The sequence below is a fragment of the Micromonospora sp. NPDC085948 genome (assembly GCF_040686315.1).
Classification (GTDB): Bacteria; Actinomycetota; Actinomycetes; order Mycobacteriales; family Micromonosporaceae; genus Micromonospora.
In genome coordinates this window covers 143612-157992 of the sequence record NZ_JBFBJW010000015.1, presented here as the reverse complement: position 1 = coordinate 157992, position 14381 = coordinate 143612, and the positions used below count along the sequence as shown (strand labels likewise).

The following is a 14381-nucleotide window of genomic DNA, read 5'->3' as shown; positions in this document are numbered from 1 at the left end:
TTTTTCGCGACCGTCGGTGACGGTCGGTGGCGGCGGTGGGTGAGTTCGCTCCACTGTGGACACCCTGGGTGGTGTTGTCGTTGCCGACTGTGGAGATACTCGCCGGTAGTGGTGACGCTGCGTTTCCGGCAATTGTCGGGAACGCGATAGGGGGGCAATGACCCCAGACGATTGACACGCTATGGTCCGTCACGGTTATCGACCCTTCCCCCCGGAGGAACGACCGTGACGGTTACCGAAGAGGCTGCCCCCAAGTCGCACTACGACCGTATTGGCGGTGCCAGCTCGGTCAGGGCGGCTGTGGAGCTGTTCTACGACAAGGTGTTGGCCGATCCGACCACGGCGAGCTATTTCGTCGACGTGGACATGGTGGGTCAGCGGCGGCACCTGACGTTGATGTTGACCACTGTGTTGGGTGGTCCGGACGAGTACACCGGTCGTGGGTTGGCCGAGGCGCACCAGCCGTTGAACATTCCGGTGGAGCACTACGCGAAGGTGGGCGAGTACCTCCTGGCGACGCTGGCCGAGTTGGATGTGCCGGCGGACACCCTGGACCACGTGCGGGCGGTGCTGGGCCAGGTGCAGGACCAGGTGGTGGCCTCCGGAGACCGGTCGGGCGCCTGAGCGTGGACGCTGCCCAACTCAAGCAGAGCTGGTCGGTGGTCGCCGAGCACGGTGACCAGGTGCCGCTCTATTTCTATTCGACGTTGTTCCTCGCTCATCCTGAGACGCGGCAGATGTTCCCCACGAACATGGCCGGTCAGCGGGACCGCCTGGTGACCGCGTTGGGGCACATCGTGTCCAACGTGGATCAGGTGGACCGGTTGGTGGGTTTCCTGCAGGACCTGGGTGCGGACCACCGCAAGTTCGCGGTCCGCGCGGAGCACTACCCGGCCGTCGGTGAGGCGCTGTTGGCGACGTTGCAGCATTTTCTCGCCGAGCAGTGGACCGACGAGTTGGCTGCGGACTGGGCTGCCGCGTACGGGTTGGTGGCGCAGGTGATGATGGAGTCCGCTCAGGCCGCCGAGGCGGTGAACCCGCCGTGGTGGGTGGCGGAGATCGTGGCGCATGAGCGGCGGGCGTTCGATGTGGCCGTGTTGACGGTGCGTCCGCAGTATCTGCTGCCGTTCACTCCGGGTCAGTCGATCGGGGTGTCGCATCCGTCGGTGCGTTCGTGGCGGTACTACTCGCCGGCGAACGCGCCGCGGGCGGATGGCACCCTGGAGTTGCATGTGCGGGCCGCGCCGGGTGGCGCGGTGTCGTCGCGGCTGGTCTACGGGTCGGCGGTGGGGGATCGGATCCACCTGGCGGCGCCGGTCGGGGAGCGGCTGGGGTTGTGGTCGGCGGGCTCCAGTGATCTGTTGCTGCTGGTCGCGGGGACCGGTTGGGCGCCGGTGAAGGCGCTTGTGGAGCAGGTGGCGGCGGAGGGTTCGCGTCGGCGGGTGGATCTGTACGTGGGGGCCCGTTCCCGCAGTGAGTTGTACGACAGTGAGGCGATCGACAAGTTGGCGTCGTCGTATCCGTGGTTGACGGTGACCTATGTGGTGGGTGCCGACGTGAGCCGGCCCGGGGAGTTCGCGCACGCGGTGGATCGGGCGTTGGCCGACGGTGACTGGCGTTCCCGGCACGTGTTCGTGTGTGGGTCGGACGAGATGGTGTCGTACGCGGTGCGGGCGTTGCTGCAGGCGGGTTTCCACGCGGGTCAGGTGCACCACGAGGGCCTGGGTGAGCAGTGGTACGGCCCGGCGTGGCGTACGGCGGTGCAGCAGTCGCCGGTCGGTGACGTTTCGGGAGGTGGGCACAGGTGAGCGCGACCCCGATCAGCCGGTACGACGGGATGCAGGTGTCCGGCGCGGTGCAGGTGCGGATGACCGCCGATCGGGTGCGGCGGTGGCAGTTCGGGGCGGCGTCGTTCGCGCGGCGTGGTTACGACAACGCCGACGTGGACCGGTTCCGGATGCAGATCGCCGACGAGTTGGACGTGTTGGCGACGCAGATCGCGACGTTGCGGGCGGAGAACGAGCGGCTGACCGACCGGGTGGAGCTGCACCGGCACGGGGTGATCCCGAGCACGGGGGCGGCGGGGAAGGCCCCGGCGGCGCGGGAGGTGAATCTGCTGTCCGCGGCGCAGCGGGAGGCGGAGCAGATCATCGCGCAGGCGCACGACTACGCGCGGCGGGTCGCCGAGTACGCCCGGGTGCAGTACGAGAGTTACCTGCACGCGGCGGAGGCGGAGGCGAAGCAGGAGGCGGAGCGGGCGGTGGCGGAGTATCGCAGCGCGGCGGGGTCGAGCTTCGACGACACGGTGGCGACCCGGGAGGCGTTGCGGATCTTCGGGGAGATGATGGTGTCGCACATGCAGGCGGCGGCGCGGCATCTCGATGATGGCAGTGAGCAGTTGGCGCGGACGATGGATCGGATCGCGGCGGAGACGCCGGGGGCGCCGTTCGTCGGCGGTGTGGTGGGTCAGTCGGCGTTGCCGCGTCACCACCAGCGGTGAGCGCACCGGGTGGGGTGCGCCCCCACCCGGTGCTCAGCTGAGGCGTTGTGCGAGGTGGAAGGTCACCTCGGTGCCGGCGTCGCTCTTGCCGATGGCCTTGCAGAGGGCGGCGCGGATGGGCAGCCAGTGCGGGCCGGTGCCGGAGGGCATGAGGGTGGCGCTGAACGGGTGGCCGTCGATGGTGCCGGTGACCTTGACGGCGCGGCGGGTGCCGAGCAGTTGCGCGGAGTCGGGGACGGTCACGTAGGTGGCGAACGCGCCGTCTTTCTCGATGGGCGCGGTGAAGCGGTGATCGAGTGGTTGCGGGTCCATTGCTGTCCTCCGGGGGTGGCGCGGCGGGCGTTCAGGTGGTGGCGGCGCGGATGGCGTCGGCGATCGGGGTGGGTCCGCTGACGAGTTCGAGGGTCGCGCCGGCGGTGGCTGGTGCGTCGAGCAGGGCGACGAGGACGTGGGCGACGTCGGCGCGGCTGATCGCGCCCCGCCCGGCGTGTGGGGTGAGGGTGACCCGTGCGGTGGGGTCGTCGTCGGTGAGCCGGCCGGGCCGCAGCACCGTCCAGGCCAGGTCGCGGCCCCGCAGGTCGTCCTCGGCGGCGCGTTTGGCGCGCAGGTACGCCGCCCACACGTCGTCGGTGTCGGCGGCGAGTGGGTCGTCGACACCCATGGAGGAGACGAGCAGGTAGCGGCGGACACCGGCGCGGGTGGCGGCGTCGGCGAGCAGCGCTGCGGCGGCCCGGTCGACGGTGTCCTTACGGGCGGCGCCGCTGCCGGGTCCGGCGCCCGCGGCGAAGATCACCGCGTCGGCGGTGTGCAGGTGCGCGGCGACCTCGGTGACGTCGGCGTGTTCCAGGTCGCAGACGACGGGGGTGGCGCCGGCGGCGCGTAGCGTCGCGGCCTGCTGGGGGTTGCGGATCAGGCCGACGGCGGTGTCGCCGCGCCCGGTGAGGTGACGCTGGACGAGGAGGGCGATCCTGCCGTGGCCTCCGGCGATGACGACGCGCATGGGTCCAACCTACCGGCGGTGGTGGTGGCGGCACCGGGCGCCGACGGGGTGGTGTCCTGGCCGGCGGAGGTTGACCTTGACCTTTGGGTAACCCCCAGGGTGGTGCGTGCCGGTCGCGGTGACCGGTACGAGGAGGATGCCGTCGTGGAGTTGTTGACCATCGGGGCGTTCGCGCGGGCGGCGAGGCTGACGCCGAAGGCGCTGCGCCTGTACGACCAGGTGGGGCTGTTGGTGCCGGCCGCGGTCGATCCCGAGTCCGGGTACCGGCTCTACGACCCGGAGCAGGTGCCGTTGGCGCGCCTGATCGCGCAGTTGCGCCGCATCGGGATGCCGTTGGCGCAGATCCACGCCGTGTCTGGTTTGGCGCCGGCGGCGGCGGCTGAGGCGGTCGCCGCGTACTGGCAGCAGGTCAGCGCCGACACGGCGGCGCGGGCGCGGCTGGCCTCCGTCCTCGTGGACCACCTGTCTGAGGGGGGCACCACCATGTCTGAGGCGACACCCACCCTTGCTGTCCGTCATGCCGCTGGTTGTGTGGCCGGGGCCGTGCGCGACAGCAACGAGGACGCCGCGTACGCCGGCGGGCGGTTGCTGGCCGTCGCCGACGGGATGCGAGGACCGGGCGGCGCCGCCGCCAGCGCTGCCGCCATCGACGCGCTGCGACCGTTGGGGCTGGCCGACGTCGCGGCGGGCGATCTGCTGACGGTGCTCGCTGGGGCGGTCACCGACGCCGAGCGCACGGTGCGCGCGTTGGCGACCGACGAGTACCAGCCGGTCACCACGCTGACCGCGGTGCTGTTCGGTGGCTCCCACCTGGCCGTGGTGCACGTGGGGGACACCCGGGCGTATCTCCTGCGCGGCGGTGAGTTGTCGCTGCTCACCCAGGATCACACCTGGGTGCGGGCTCAGGTGGAGCAGGGCCGCCTGGACCGGGAGCAGGCCGCCGCGCATCCGCAGCGGGCCGTGCTGGTGCGTGCCCTCGGTGGCGGCCAGCAGGTCGAGGCGGATCTCGCGTTGCGTACCGCGCTGCCCGGTGATCGTTACCTGTTGTGCTCCGACGGTCTGTCCGCCGTCGTCGATCGTGCCGACCTGTGCGCGACGCTGGGCGCGGCGACCGGTCCCGGGCCGGCGGTGCGGGCTCTGATCGGTCTGGCTGAGGCGGCGGGGGCGCCGGACAACGTCGCCTGCGTCGTCGCCGACGTCGTCGCCGGGTAGGAACGCGACAGCCGCTGACGGTCGGCGCCGCGCCCAGCCGCCAGCGCCCCGCGCGAGGGCCGAACCCCCGACCGCCCGGTGCGGTGCGGGTGGCCGGGGTTCGGCGTCGGCGGGTGGGGTGAGGCAGCATGGAGGGGTGACGGAGAGCTTCGAGGCGGTGCGCGCGCTGGTGGCCGGTGGTGGGGTGGTGGTGCTCAGCGGCGCGGGCCTGTCCACCGAGTCGGGCATCCCGGATTACCGGGGGCCCAGCGGGGTGGCGCGGCGGCACACCCCGATGACGTTCCAGGCGTTCACCCGGGATCCGCTGGCCCGGCGGCGCTACTGGGCGCGTAGCCACCTGGGGTGGCGGTTGATCGCGGGTGCGGCGCCGAACGCCGGGCACCGGGCGGTCGCCGGGTTGCAACGGGCCGGGCTGGTCGACACGGTGATCACCCAGAACGTCGACGGTCTGCACGGTGCGGCCGGCAGCACGTCGGTGATCGAGTTGCATGGGCGCCTCGACGAGGTGATCTGCCTGGACTGCGGCAACCTGACCTCCCGGGAGGAGTTGGACCGGCGGTTGCGCGAGGCCAACCCGGACTTCGTGGCGCGGGTCGCCGCGGTGAACCCGGACGGTGACGTTGATCTCCCCGACGAGCAGGTGGCGGCGTTCCGGACGGTGGACTGTGCGATCTGCGGCACCGGGATGCTGAAACCGGACGTGGTGTTCTTCGGGGAGACGGTGCCGCCGCAGCGGGTGGCGCGCTGCTTCGCGGCCGTGGAGCGGGCCCGGTCGGTGCTGGTGCTGGGGTCGTCGTTGACGGTGATGTCCGGGCGACGTTTCGTGATTCGGGCGGCGAAACGGGGCATCCCGGTGGCGATCGTGAACCAGGGTCCGACCCGGGGCGACGGGCACGCCAGCGTGTGTGTCGACGCCCCGTTGGGCGCGTTGCTGCCGGAGTTGGCCGCCCGGGTCGCCGGCGACGCGGCGACGGTCGGGGTCTGAGCACCGCCGGGGGAGGACATCTGCCGGAAACACCGGCGCTGGTAGCGTTGTCCGTGCCGGTAACACCCACGTGGGAGAGACCGCCCGACAGCACGCAGGGCGGCGCCGAAGGGGCAAATCCTCCCCGGAACCTCTCAGGCAAAAGGACCTCGTGGGCAGGCACTGTGGAGCGCCCCCCGGGTGCGACAGAGGGGGAGGCCGACACGTCGACCTCGCCCCGGGAGTGCCCCTATGACCGTAGAGCAGTTCGCCACCCGTCACATCGGTCCCAGCCCCGACGATGAGCGTCGGATGTTGGAGGTCGTCGGCCACGGCTCGATCGACGAGCTGATGGACGCCGCGATCCCCGAGGTGATCCGCTGGCACGGCACCCTGGACCTGCCCGACCCGGCCACCGAGGCCGAGGCGATCGCCGAGCTGCGGGCCCTCGCGGCCCGTAACACCGTCGCCGTGTCCATGATCGGGTTGGGGTACCACGGCACGCACACCCCGGCGGTGATCCGCCGTAACGTGCTGGAGGACCCGGCCTGGTACACGGCGTACACGCCGTACCAGCCGGAGATCAGCCAGGGCCGCCTGGAGGCGCTGCTGAACTTCCAGACCATGGTCACCGACCTGACCGGCCTGACCACCGCGAACGCCTCCATGCTCGACGAGGGCACCGCCGCCGCGGAGGCGATGACCCTCGCCCGGCGGGCGTCCAAGAGCAAGAGCCCGGTGTACGTCGTGGACGCCGACGCGTTGCCGCAGACCATCGCGGTGATCACCAGCCGGGCCGAGCCACTCGGCATCGACGTGCGGGTCCTCGACGTCGAGCGCGACGAGGTGCCGGCGGAGTTCTTCGGCCTGCACCTGCAGTACCCGGGGGCGTCCGGTGCGGTGCGCGACCACGCGGCGCTGGTCGAGGCCGCGCACGGTGTCGGCGCGCTCGTCACGGTCGCGGCGGACCTGTTGGCGTTGACGCTGCTGCGGGCACCGGGGGAGATCGGCGCGGACATCGCCGCCGGCACCACCCAGCGCTTCGGCGTACCGATGGGCTTCGGGGGGCCGCACGCCGGTTACCTGGCGGTGCGCGCGGGCCTGGAGCGGATGCTGCCCGGGCGCCTGGTCGGGGTGTCCCGCGACGCGGACGGCAACCCTGCGTACCGGTTGGCGTTGCAGACCCGCGAGCAGCACATCCGGCGGGAGAAGGCGACGAGCAACATCTGCACCGCGCAGGTGCTGCTCGCGGTGATGGCCGGCATGTACGCCGTCTACCACGGTCCGGACGGGCTGCGGGACATCGCGACGCGTACCCATGCCATGGCGGCGCGGCTCGTGGCCGGGTTGCGCGCCGGTGGCGTGGACGTCGCGGACGTCGCGTTCTTCGACACCGTCACCGCGACCGTGCCGGGCGGCGCGGCGCGGGTCGTCGCGGCGGCCGCGCAGCGGGGTGTGAACCTGCGGCTGGTCGACGCCGACCGGGTGGGGGTGTCGTGCGACGAGACGACCACCGACGCGCACCTGGCGCAGGTGTGGGAGGCGTTCGGGGTGCCCGCGTTCGACGGCGACGCCGACGCGGCCCTGCCGGTGGATCTGGCCCGCGCGAGTGACTTCCTGACCCACCCGGTGTTCCGCAGCCACCACTCGGAGACGGCGATGCTGCGCTACCTGCGGCGGCTGTCGGACTTCGACTACGCCCTGGACCGGGGCATGATCCCGCTCGGGTCGTGCACGATGAAGCTGAACGCGACCACCGAGATGGAGCCGGTCAGCTGGGCCGAGTTCGCGAACATCCACCCGTTCGCGCCGGACGCGCAGACCGTCGGGTACCGGGAGATGATCGGTCAGCTGGAGTCGTGGCTGGCCGAGGTGACCGGCTACGACGCGGTGAGCGTGCAACCCAACGCCGGGTCGCAGGGTGAGCTGGCCGGTTTGCTGGCGATCCGCTCCTACCACGCCTCGCGCGGTGAGTCGCACCGCGACGTGTGTCTGATCCCGTCGTCGGCGCACGGCACGAACGCGGCGTCGGCGGTGATGGCCGGCATGCGGGTCGTCGTGGTGGCCTGCGACGACGACGGCAACGTCGACCTCGTCGACCTGGACGCGAAGATCGACAAGCACCGCGACGCGCTCGCCGGGATCATGGTGACGTACCCGTCGACGCACGGGGTGTACGAGACGGGCATCGCGTCGCTGTGCGCGAAGGTCCACGACGCCGGCGGTCAGGTGTACGTCGACGGGGCGAACCTCAACGCCCTGGTCGGGTTCGCGAAGCCCGGTAAGTTCGGCGCGGACGTGTCGCACCTGAACCTGCACAAGACGTTCTGCATCCCGCACGGCGGCGGCGGCCCCGGTGTCGGTCCGGTGGCGGTGCGCGCGCACCTGGCGCCGTTCCTGCCCGGCGACCCGCTGGGCGCGCACGCGGACTCCACGCCGGCGATCTCGGCGGCGAAGTACGGGTCGGCGGGCATCCTGCCGATCCCGTGGGCGTACCTGCGGATGATGGGCGCCGAGGGCCTGACCCGGGCCACCGGTGTCGCGGTCCTCGCGGCGAACTACGTCGCGGCCCGTCTGCGGGGGCACTTCCCGGTGCTGTACGCCGGCAACAAGGGCCTGGTCGCCCACGAGTGCATCCTCGACCTGCGACCGTTGACGAAGGCGACCGGCGTGACGGTGGACGACGTCGCGAAGCGGCTGATCGACTACGGCTTCCACGCGCCCACCATGTCGTTCCCGGTGGCGGGGACGCTGATGGTGGAGCCGACCGAGAGCGAGGACCTGGCCGAGCTGGACCGGTTCTGCGACGCGATGATCGCGATCCGGGCGGAGATCGAGCAGGTCGCGTCGGGGCAGTGGCCGGCGGGGGACAACCCCCTGGCCAACGCGCCGCACACCGCGGCGATGGTCAGCGGCGACGACTGGGCGCACGCGTACCCGCGGTCGGTGGGCGCGTACCCGGCCGGGGTGGACCGGGCCGGGAAGTACTGGCCGCCGGTGCGGCGCATCGACGGCGCGTACGGCGACCGGAACCTGGTCTGCTCGTGCCCGTCGCCGGAGGCGTTCGAGGACTGACAACGCCGCAGCCGGTCGAGACTGACGGCGGCGCGCCGGGGCGGGCGGTTACGGCCTGCCCCGGCAGCCGCTGCGACCTGGGCGGAGACGTCCCGTACCGGGGGACTAGCCTGGCCCGACGGCGGCTAAACGGTAACGCTGGGTGGTCGATCAGGCCGCGAGGGCGTGGCGGGCGGGACCGCGGTGCGGCGCGATGCTGCTGCCGTCGGGAAGCAACTCGCCGGTGTCCTCAAAGACGATCACACCGTTGCAGAGCAGGCTCCAGCCCTGCTCACGGAAGCAGGCGAGGACCCGTGCGGCTTCCCGGTCGGTGGCTTCAGCGGAGGGGCAGGTCGGTTGGTGCTGGCACATCAGGGTCTCCGGACTGTGGGGGCACTGTGTCATGGTTCACATGACCAGTGACGCACAGTACCAAGCGAAAGTGTCCAGCATCGAGCAGGTGCCGGCCCGGCGCACACGAAATCCACTGAACGGATGAGGAAGGTCGGACCATACGGCGTGGAAACGCTCCCACAGGTGTACGCCGCGTCCTGCGGCCCGGCCGGGTTGGTCGATGTCCCCGCGGCACCCACCGCCTGCCGCCACACGCTCACCGAACGCGCCCGCCTGCAATGGCACCGCCGCGACGGCGGCGACCCGGCCGCCCTCGCCGAGGAATTCCTCGCCGCACACGGCCTGCCCCTGCACGACCTGACCCGACCCACCCCCACCCACCACCACACCGGCCCCTGCGGCGCCGCGCTCTACCTGTCCGCCGCCGCCGGCGCGCGCCTGGCCGGCGCACCCACCAGCGCCCCCGAGCCCGCGCCCACCCTGCCCGACCTCACCGTCGTCGTCTACGACCACGGCCCCACCCGAACCACCCCACCAACCGCACCCACCCCCTGGTGGCTCGGCCCATGGACCGACAGCTGGACCCCCCACCAACACGCCGACGCCGTCACGTGCGTCCGCGCCGCCATCGGCCGCGGCGACGTCTACCAGACCAACCTCGTCGGACACGCCGCCGCCCCCTACACCGGCGACCCCCTACCCGCCCTGAAACGCCTCGGCGCACTCCCCGGCGCCCGCTACGGCGGCGTCCTCACCGGCGACGGCTGGGCCATCGGCTGCGCCTCCCCGGAAACCCTCATCGAGGTCACCGACGGACACCTGATCACCCGACCCATCAAAGGCACCCGCCCAGCCACCCCCGCCGGCCGCGCCGAACTGCTCGCCAGCGCCAAGGAACGCGCCGAACACATCATGATCGTCGACCTGGAACGCAACGACCTCGCCCGCATCGCCCGCACCGGCACCGTCACCGTCGACGACCTGTTCGCCGTACGCCGCTGGTGCGACCTGTGGCAGGCCGAATCGACAGTGCGCGCCACCGCCGCCGACGGCCTCGGCCTCGCCGACCTGCTGCGCGCCACCTGCCCCGGCGGCTCCGTCACCGGCGCACCCAAACACGCCGCCCTCACCCAGATCAACACCCTCGAACCCGTCGGCCGCGGCGCCAGCATGGGCGCACTGGGCTGGGTCGCCCCCGGCCGCATCGACCTCGGCCTGACCATCCGCACCGCCGCCGCCGACACCGAACTGCTGCACACCTGGGCCGGCGGCGGCATCACCTGGGACAGCGACCCGGACGCCGAGGTCGCCGAAGCCGCCGCGAAAACCGCCCCGATCCGCGCCACCCTGGCCGGACACCGAACCCACCCGCACCGGCGATAAACTGCCCCCCATGACCATGCGGCCCATCCGGATCATCGGCGACCCCGTCCTGCGCACCGGATGCGAACCGGTCACCACCTTCGACGCCGAGCTGCGGGCCCTCGTCACCGACCTGATGGACACCCTCCTCGGCGCCCCCGGCCGCGCCGGCGTCGCCGCACCACAGATCGGCGTCAGCGCCCAGGTGTTCGTCTACGACGCCGACGGGCACCGCGGCCACCTCATCAACCCCACCCTGGAACTCTCCGACGACCTCCAGGACGACGACGAAGGCTGCCTGTCCATCCCCGGTCTCTACTTCCCGACCGTCCGGGCCCTGCACGCCACCGCCCACGGCGTCGACCAACACGGCGAACCACTGACCATCGCCGGCAGCGGATTCCTCGCCCGCGCCCTGCAACACGAAACCGACCACCTGCGCGGCACCCTCTACGTCGACACCCTGCGCGGCGACACCCGCCGCCGCGCCCTGCGCGAGATCCGCGCCGGCCGCTTCGACTCACCCAGCCGCCGCGGCTGAAACGCTCACCGCCCAGCCGCCCGAGCCGTCAACATCCACTCGTCGTAGTCCGCGACCCGGGCGAAACCCACCCGCTCATACAGACGCACCGCCGCCACATTGTCGGCCTTCACGTTGAGCGTCACATGCGCGACGGTCTCCCGCAGACGCGCACACAACGCCGCCACCACCGACGCGCCCAACCCCCGCCCCCGCCACCGCGGATGCGTCGTCACGTTACCCAACGCCGCCACCCGATACGTCGGCGAGAACACGTGCACCCCGGCCACCGCCACCAGCGCCCCGCCGTCGTAGATCCCCAGGTACTGCCCGGTCCGCAGCATCCGCTCGTCAAACCAGTTGCCGGGATACGCCAGCGCGTACAACTCCCGCACCTGCGGCAGGTCAGCCTCGCCGAGCACCACCCCCGCCGCCACCACCGCGTCCAACCGCGCCTCGTCGGTCAACGCCATCCGGTGATGCCGGCCACCGGACTCCCACCGAAACGACCCGGCCAGCGCACCGACCAGCCCGGGGGACAGGTGCGCGTACAGCCGGGCCGGCAGCACCGGCGCCAACTCCGCCAGCAACACCGCAAGCGCCTCCACGTCCCCCGGCGCGGCGAACGCCAACAACGTCGGCACATCGACGCCGTGATACAGCAACGCGACCTGCTCACCCCGACGGAACCACGACGTGTACGGCCAGAAGAAATCGTCCAGATCACCCAACTGGTAGGCGTGCAACACCGGGTCACGCCCCAACAACCGCGCCAACACCGCACGGTCGTGCTCGGCCCGCACCACCATCAGCGCGCCACCCACTGGTCGTGACCCAACTTCGCGACCAACGCCACCACCACCACCAACAACACCACCCGCACGAACCCCGAACCACGACGCAACGCCATCCGCGCCCCCAGCACCGCCCCGGCGATGTTGCACACCGCCATCGCCGCCCCCAGCAACCACCACACGTGCCCGGTCACCCCGAACACCACCAACGCACCCAGATTCGTCCCCGCGTTGACGACCTTCGCCATCGCCGAACCGTGCACGAAATCCGCGCCGACCAGCGCGGTGAACGCCAACACCAGGAACGTCCCCGTACCCGGACCGATCAACCCGTCGTACAGCGCGATACCCACCCCGGCCACCGCGATCACCGCCACCACCCGCACCGGAGTCCGCCGCTGCGGCAACGCCACCACCCCCAACCGGGGACGCACCAGCACGAACACCGCCACCGCCACCAGGACAACCAACACCACCGGCCGGTACGCCGACGCCGGCACCGCCCCGGCCAACGCCGCGCCCACGCCCGCACTCACCACCGCCAGCCCCGCCGCCGGCGCCACCACCCGCCAGTCCACCGCGGTCCGCCGCGCGTACGTCGCCGCCGCCGTGGCCGTACCGAAGATCGCCGCCAACTTGTTCGTCCCCAACGCGGTGGCCAGCGGCAACCCCGGCGCGGCGACCAGCAACGCCGGCAGCAGCAACAACCCACCACCACCGACCACGGCGTCGACCCACCCGGCCATCGCGGCGGCGGCCAGCAAAGTACTCAAAGACACGGCGTCCACGGGCGGCAATTCTCCCCACCACCCCCGCCCCGAACGCCACCCGAGTGGCAAGCCTCACCTGGTCAGCGACCCCGGGAACGCCGCAACCACACCCCCAACGCGCCAACCGCCACGAACACCAGCACAGAACACACCAACAGCTTCAGCACCCGGCCACCATGCCACGGCCACGTATGGTGCAGAAGTGCGCCTGGCCACCTTCAACCTGCTGCACGGACGATCCCTGACCGACGGGCTCGTCAACTCCGACCGCCTCACCGCCGCCATCGGCGCCCTCGACGCCGACGTGCTCGCCCTGCAGGAGGTCGACCGCGACCAACACCGCAGCGGCAAACTCGACCTCACCACCATCGCCGCCCACGCCCTCGACGCACCCCACCACCGCTTCGCCGCCGCCGTCGTCGGCACCCCCGGCGAACACTTCCGCCCCCTGCGCCACGAGGACGACGGACACGGCGAACCCTGCTACGGCATCGGCCTGATCAGCCGCCACCCCGTCCGCAGCTGGCACATCACCCGCCTCACACCAGCCCCCGTACGCTCCCCGATCTACGTGCCCGGCCCCGGCGGCGGCCTCATCCTCCTCCACGACGAACCCCGCGTCGTGCTCGCCGCCGTCCTGGACACCCCCCACGGCCCCCTCACCGTCGCCGCGACCCACCTGTCCTTCGTGCCCGGCTGGAACGCCCGCCAACTGCGCCAGACCGTGCGCGCCCTGCGCGCACTACCCGGCCCCCGCGTCCTGCTCGGCGACCTCAACCTGCCCGCCGGCGCGGCCCGGCTCATCTCCGGCTGGCACCCCCTGGGCCGCCGCCCCACCTACCCCGCCGGGCAGCCCCGCGTCCAACTCGACCACGTCCTCGCCGACCGGCACGCCCTCGACCAACTCCCACCGGTACGCGCCGTCACCACACCGGCGTCCACCATCTCCGACCACCGACCCCTGCTCATCGACCTCGGCTGAACCCGCCGGCCACCCGCCCGACAGTGCGTAGGTTGGAAACCACCGCCGCCACGGAGCTGACCATGAGCGACACACCCGACACCATCGTGCTCATCCACGGTTTCTGGGTCACCCCCCGCAGCTGGGAACACTGGGTCACCCACTACCAGGACAAGGGCCTACGGGTCCTCACCCCCACCTACCCCGGGTTGGAAGCCGAGGTCGAGGCGATCAACGCCGACCCGAGCCCCCTGGAGACACTCACCGCGCCGCAGATCATCACCCACCTGTGCGCGGTGCTCGACGCACTGCCCACGCCACCGATCATCATCGGCCACTCCGCCGGCGGAGCGTTCACCCAGGTGCTCCTCGACCGCGGCTACGGCGCCTCGGCGGTCGTGCTCAACTCCGCACCCACCGAAGGCGTCACGGTGACCCCCTTCTCGCAGCTGCGCTCCACCTTCCCGGTGCTCCGCAACCCCGCCAACCGGCACCGGGCCGTCGGCTTCACCTTCGACCAGTGGAACTACGCGTTCACCAACACCTTCGACGAGCGCACCGCCCGCGCCCTCTACGAGCGCTACGCCATCCCCGCCGCCGGCGGCATCCTCTGGGACGGCGTCCTGGCCAACCTGCTGCCCGGCCCGCAGGACATCGCCGTCGACTACCACAACCAGCGGCGCGCCCCGCTGCTGTTCATCTCCGGCTCCGAAGACCACATCATGCCGCCCAGCGTGCAACACGCCAACGCCGCGCACTACCAGGGCGACACCATCACCGAGGTCGAACTCTTCGAGGGATACGCCCACCTGCTGCCCGCCCAGCACGGCTGGGAGCAGATCGCCGACCACGCCCTCGACTGGGCGCTACGACACGCCCGCTGACCGGCG

15 protein-coding genes and 1 riboswitch are annotated in these 14381 nt (G+C 71.8%); of the genes, 10 read left to right on the top strand and 5 right to left on the bottom strand.

All coding sequences use genetic code 11. From position 1 onward, the window contains the following. Window positions 1-225: 225 nt before the first annotated feature. From AB0O48_RS29115 to AB0O48_RS29105, 3 genes are read left to right on the top strand one after another with little or no spacing between them, the layout of a single operon-like run. On the top strand, window positions 226-624 hold the full coding sequence (locus tag AB0O48_RS29115; protein WP_365069267.1) for a group 1 truncated hemoglobin: 399 nt from the start codon (window positions 226-228) through the stop codon (window positions 622-624). Window positions 625-626: 2 nt separating this feature from the next. Next, window positions 627-1808 carry a globin domain-containing protein gene (locus AB0O48_RS29110; protein ID WP_357249188.1) on the top strand — a complete coding sequence of 394 codons (1182 nt, stop codon included), beginning with the start codon at window positions 627-629 and terminating at the stop codon, window positions 1806-1808. After that, on the top strand, window positions 1805-2500 hold the full coding sequence (locus AB0O48_RS29105) for a cell division protein DivIVA (RefSeq protein ID WP_357249191.1): 696 nt from the start codon (window positions 1805-1807) through the stop codon (window positions 2498-2500). The genes AB0O48_RS29110 and AB0O48_RS29105 overlap by 4 nt, the downstream gene beginning before the upstream one ends. 33 nt (window positions 2501-2533) lie before the next feature. Here the strand turns inward: AB0O48_RS29105 and AB0O48_RS29100 are convergent, their stop codons facing one another. Both AB0O48_RS29100 and AB0O48_RS29095 read right to left on the bottom strand, forming a co-directional pair. Then, complete coding sequence (locus tag AB0O48_RS29100; RefSeq protein WP_357249194.1) at window positions 2534-2812, bottom strand: DUF1905 domain-containing protein; 279 nt, start codon at window positions 2810-2812, stop codon at window positions 2534-2536. 31 nt (window positions 2813-2843) lie between these two features. Further along, window positions 2844-3500 carry an NAD(P)H-binding protein gene (locus AB0O48_RS29095; protein ID WP_365069266.1) on the bottom strand — a complete coding sequence of 219 codons (657 nt, stop codon included), beginning with the start codon at window positions 3498-3500 and terminating at the stop codon, window positions 2844-2846. Between the two features lie 144 nt (window positions 3501-3644). Here AB0O48_RS29095 and AB0O48_RS29090 point away from each other — a divergent pair, with 144 nt between their 5' ends. The 3 genes from AB0O48_RS29090 to gcvP all read left to right on the top strand — a co-directional run bounded on the left by AB0O48_RS29090 (window position 3645) and on the right by gcvP (window position 8751). After that, window positions 3645-4712, top strand: coding sequence for a MerR family transcriptional regulator (locus tag AB0O48_RS29090; protein ID WP_357573009.1), 1068 nt, complete (start codon window positions 3645-3647; stop codon window positions 4710-4712). 136 nt (window positions 4713-4848) lie between these two features. Further along, the gene (locus tag AB0O48_RS29085) at window positions 4849-5697 is read left to right on the top strand and encodes an NAD-dependent protein deacetylase (protein ID WP_357572993.1); all 849 of its coding nucleotides are present in this window, start codon (window positions 4849-4851) and stop codon (window positions 5695-5697) included. Between the two features lie 61 nt (window positions 5698-5758). Further along, a riboswitch (glycine riboswitch) is annotated at window positions 5759-5857 on the top strand. 71 nt (window positions 5858-5928) lie between these two features. Further along, the gene (gene gcvP / locus AB0O48_RS29080) at window positions 5929-8751 is read left to right on the top strand and encodes an aminomethyl-transferring glycine dehydrogenase (RefSeq protein ID WP_365069265.1); all 2823 of its coding nucleotides are present in this window, start codon (window positions 5929-5931) and stop codon (window positions 8749-8751) included. 150 nt (window positions 8752-8901) lie between these two features. On the opposite strand, the gene AB0O48_RS29075 is transcribed toward gcvP, so the two are convergent. Then, window positions 8902-9102 (bottom strand): DUF5999 family protein, encoded by a 201-nt coding sequence (locus AB0O48_RS29075; RefSeq protein ID WP_137780771.1) that lies wholly within the window; start codon window positions 9100-9102, stop codon window positions 8902-8904. 123 nt (window positions 9103-9225) lie between these two features. On the opposite strand from AB0O48_RS29075, the gene AB0O48_RS29070 reads away from it, so the two are divergent. Then, complete coding sequence (locus AB0O48_RS29070; RefSeq protein WP_365069264.1) at window positions 9226-10467, top strand: chorismate-binding protein; 1242 nt, start codon at window positions 9226-9228, stop codon at window positions 10465-10467. A 10-nt stretch (window positions 10468-10477) separates the two neighbouring features. Then, window positions 10478-10987, top strand: a complete 510-nt coding sequence (locus AB0O48_RS29065) for a peptide deformylase (RefSeq protein ID WP_357572990.1) — start codon at window positions 10478-10480, stop codon at window positions 10985-10987. A gap of 5 nt (window positions 10988-10992) precedes the next feature. Here the strand turns inward: AB0O48_RS29065 and AB0O48_RS29060 are convergent, their stop codons facing one another. Both AB0O48_RS29060 and AB0O48_RS29055 read right to left on the bottom strand, forming a co-directional pair. Next, on the bottom strand, window positions 10993-11790 hold the full coding sequence (locus AB0O48_RS29060) for a GNAT family N-acetyltransferase (protein ID WP_365069263.1): 798 nt from the start codon (window positions 11788-11790) through the stop codon (window positions 10993-10995). After that, complete coding sequence (locus tag AB0O48_RS29055) at window positions 11775-12548, bottom strand: TSUP family transporter (protein WP_357249214.1); 774 nt, start codon at window positions 12546-12548, stop codon at window positions 11775-11777. The genes AB0O48_RS29060 and AB0O48_RS29055 overlap by 16 nt, the downstream gene beginning before the upstream one ends. A 184-nt stretch (window positions 12549-12732) precedes the next feature. Here AB0O48_RS29055 and AB0O48_RS29050 point away from each other — a divergent pair, with 184 nt between their 5' ends. After that, window positions 12733-13512, top strand: a complete 780-nt coding sequence (locus AB0O48_RS29050) for an endonuclease/exonuclease/phosphatase family protein (protein ID WP_357249217.1) — start codon at window positions 12733-12735, stop codon at window positions 13510-13512. A gap of 62 nt (window positions 13513-13574) precedes the next feature. After that, window positions 13575-14375: an alpha/beta hydrolase gene (locus AB0O48_RS29045; RefSeq protein ID WP_357572987.1), complete on the top strand. Its 801-nt coding sequence runs from the start codon at window positions 13575-13577 to the stop codon at window positions 14373-14375. Window positions 14376-14381 lie beyond the last annotated feature (6 nt).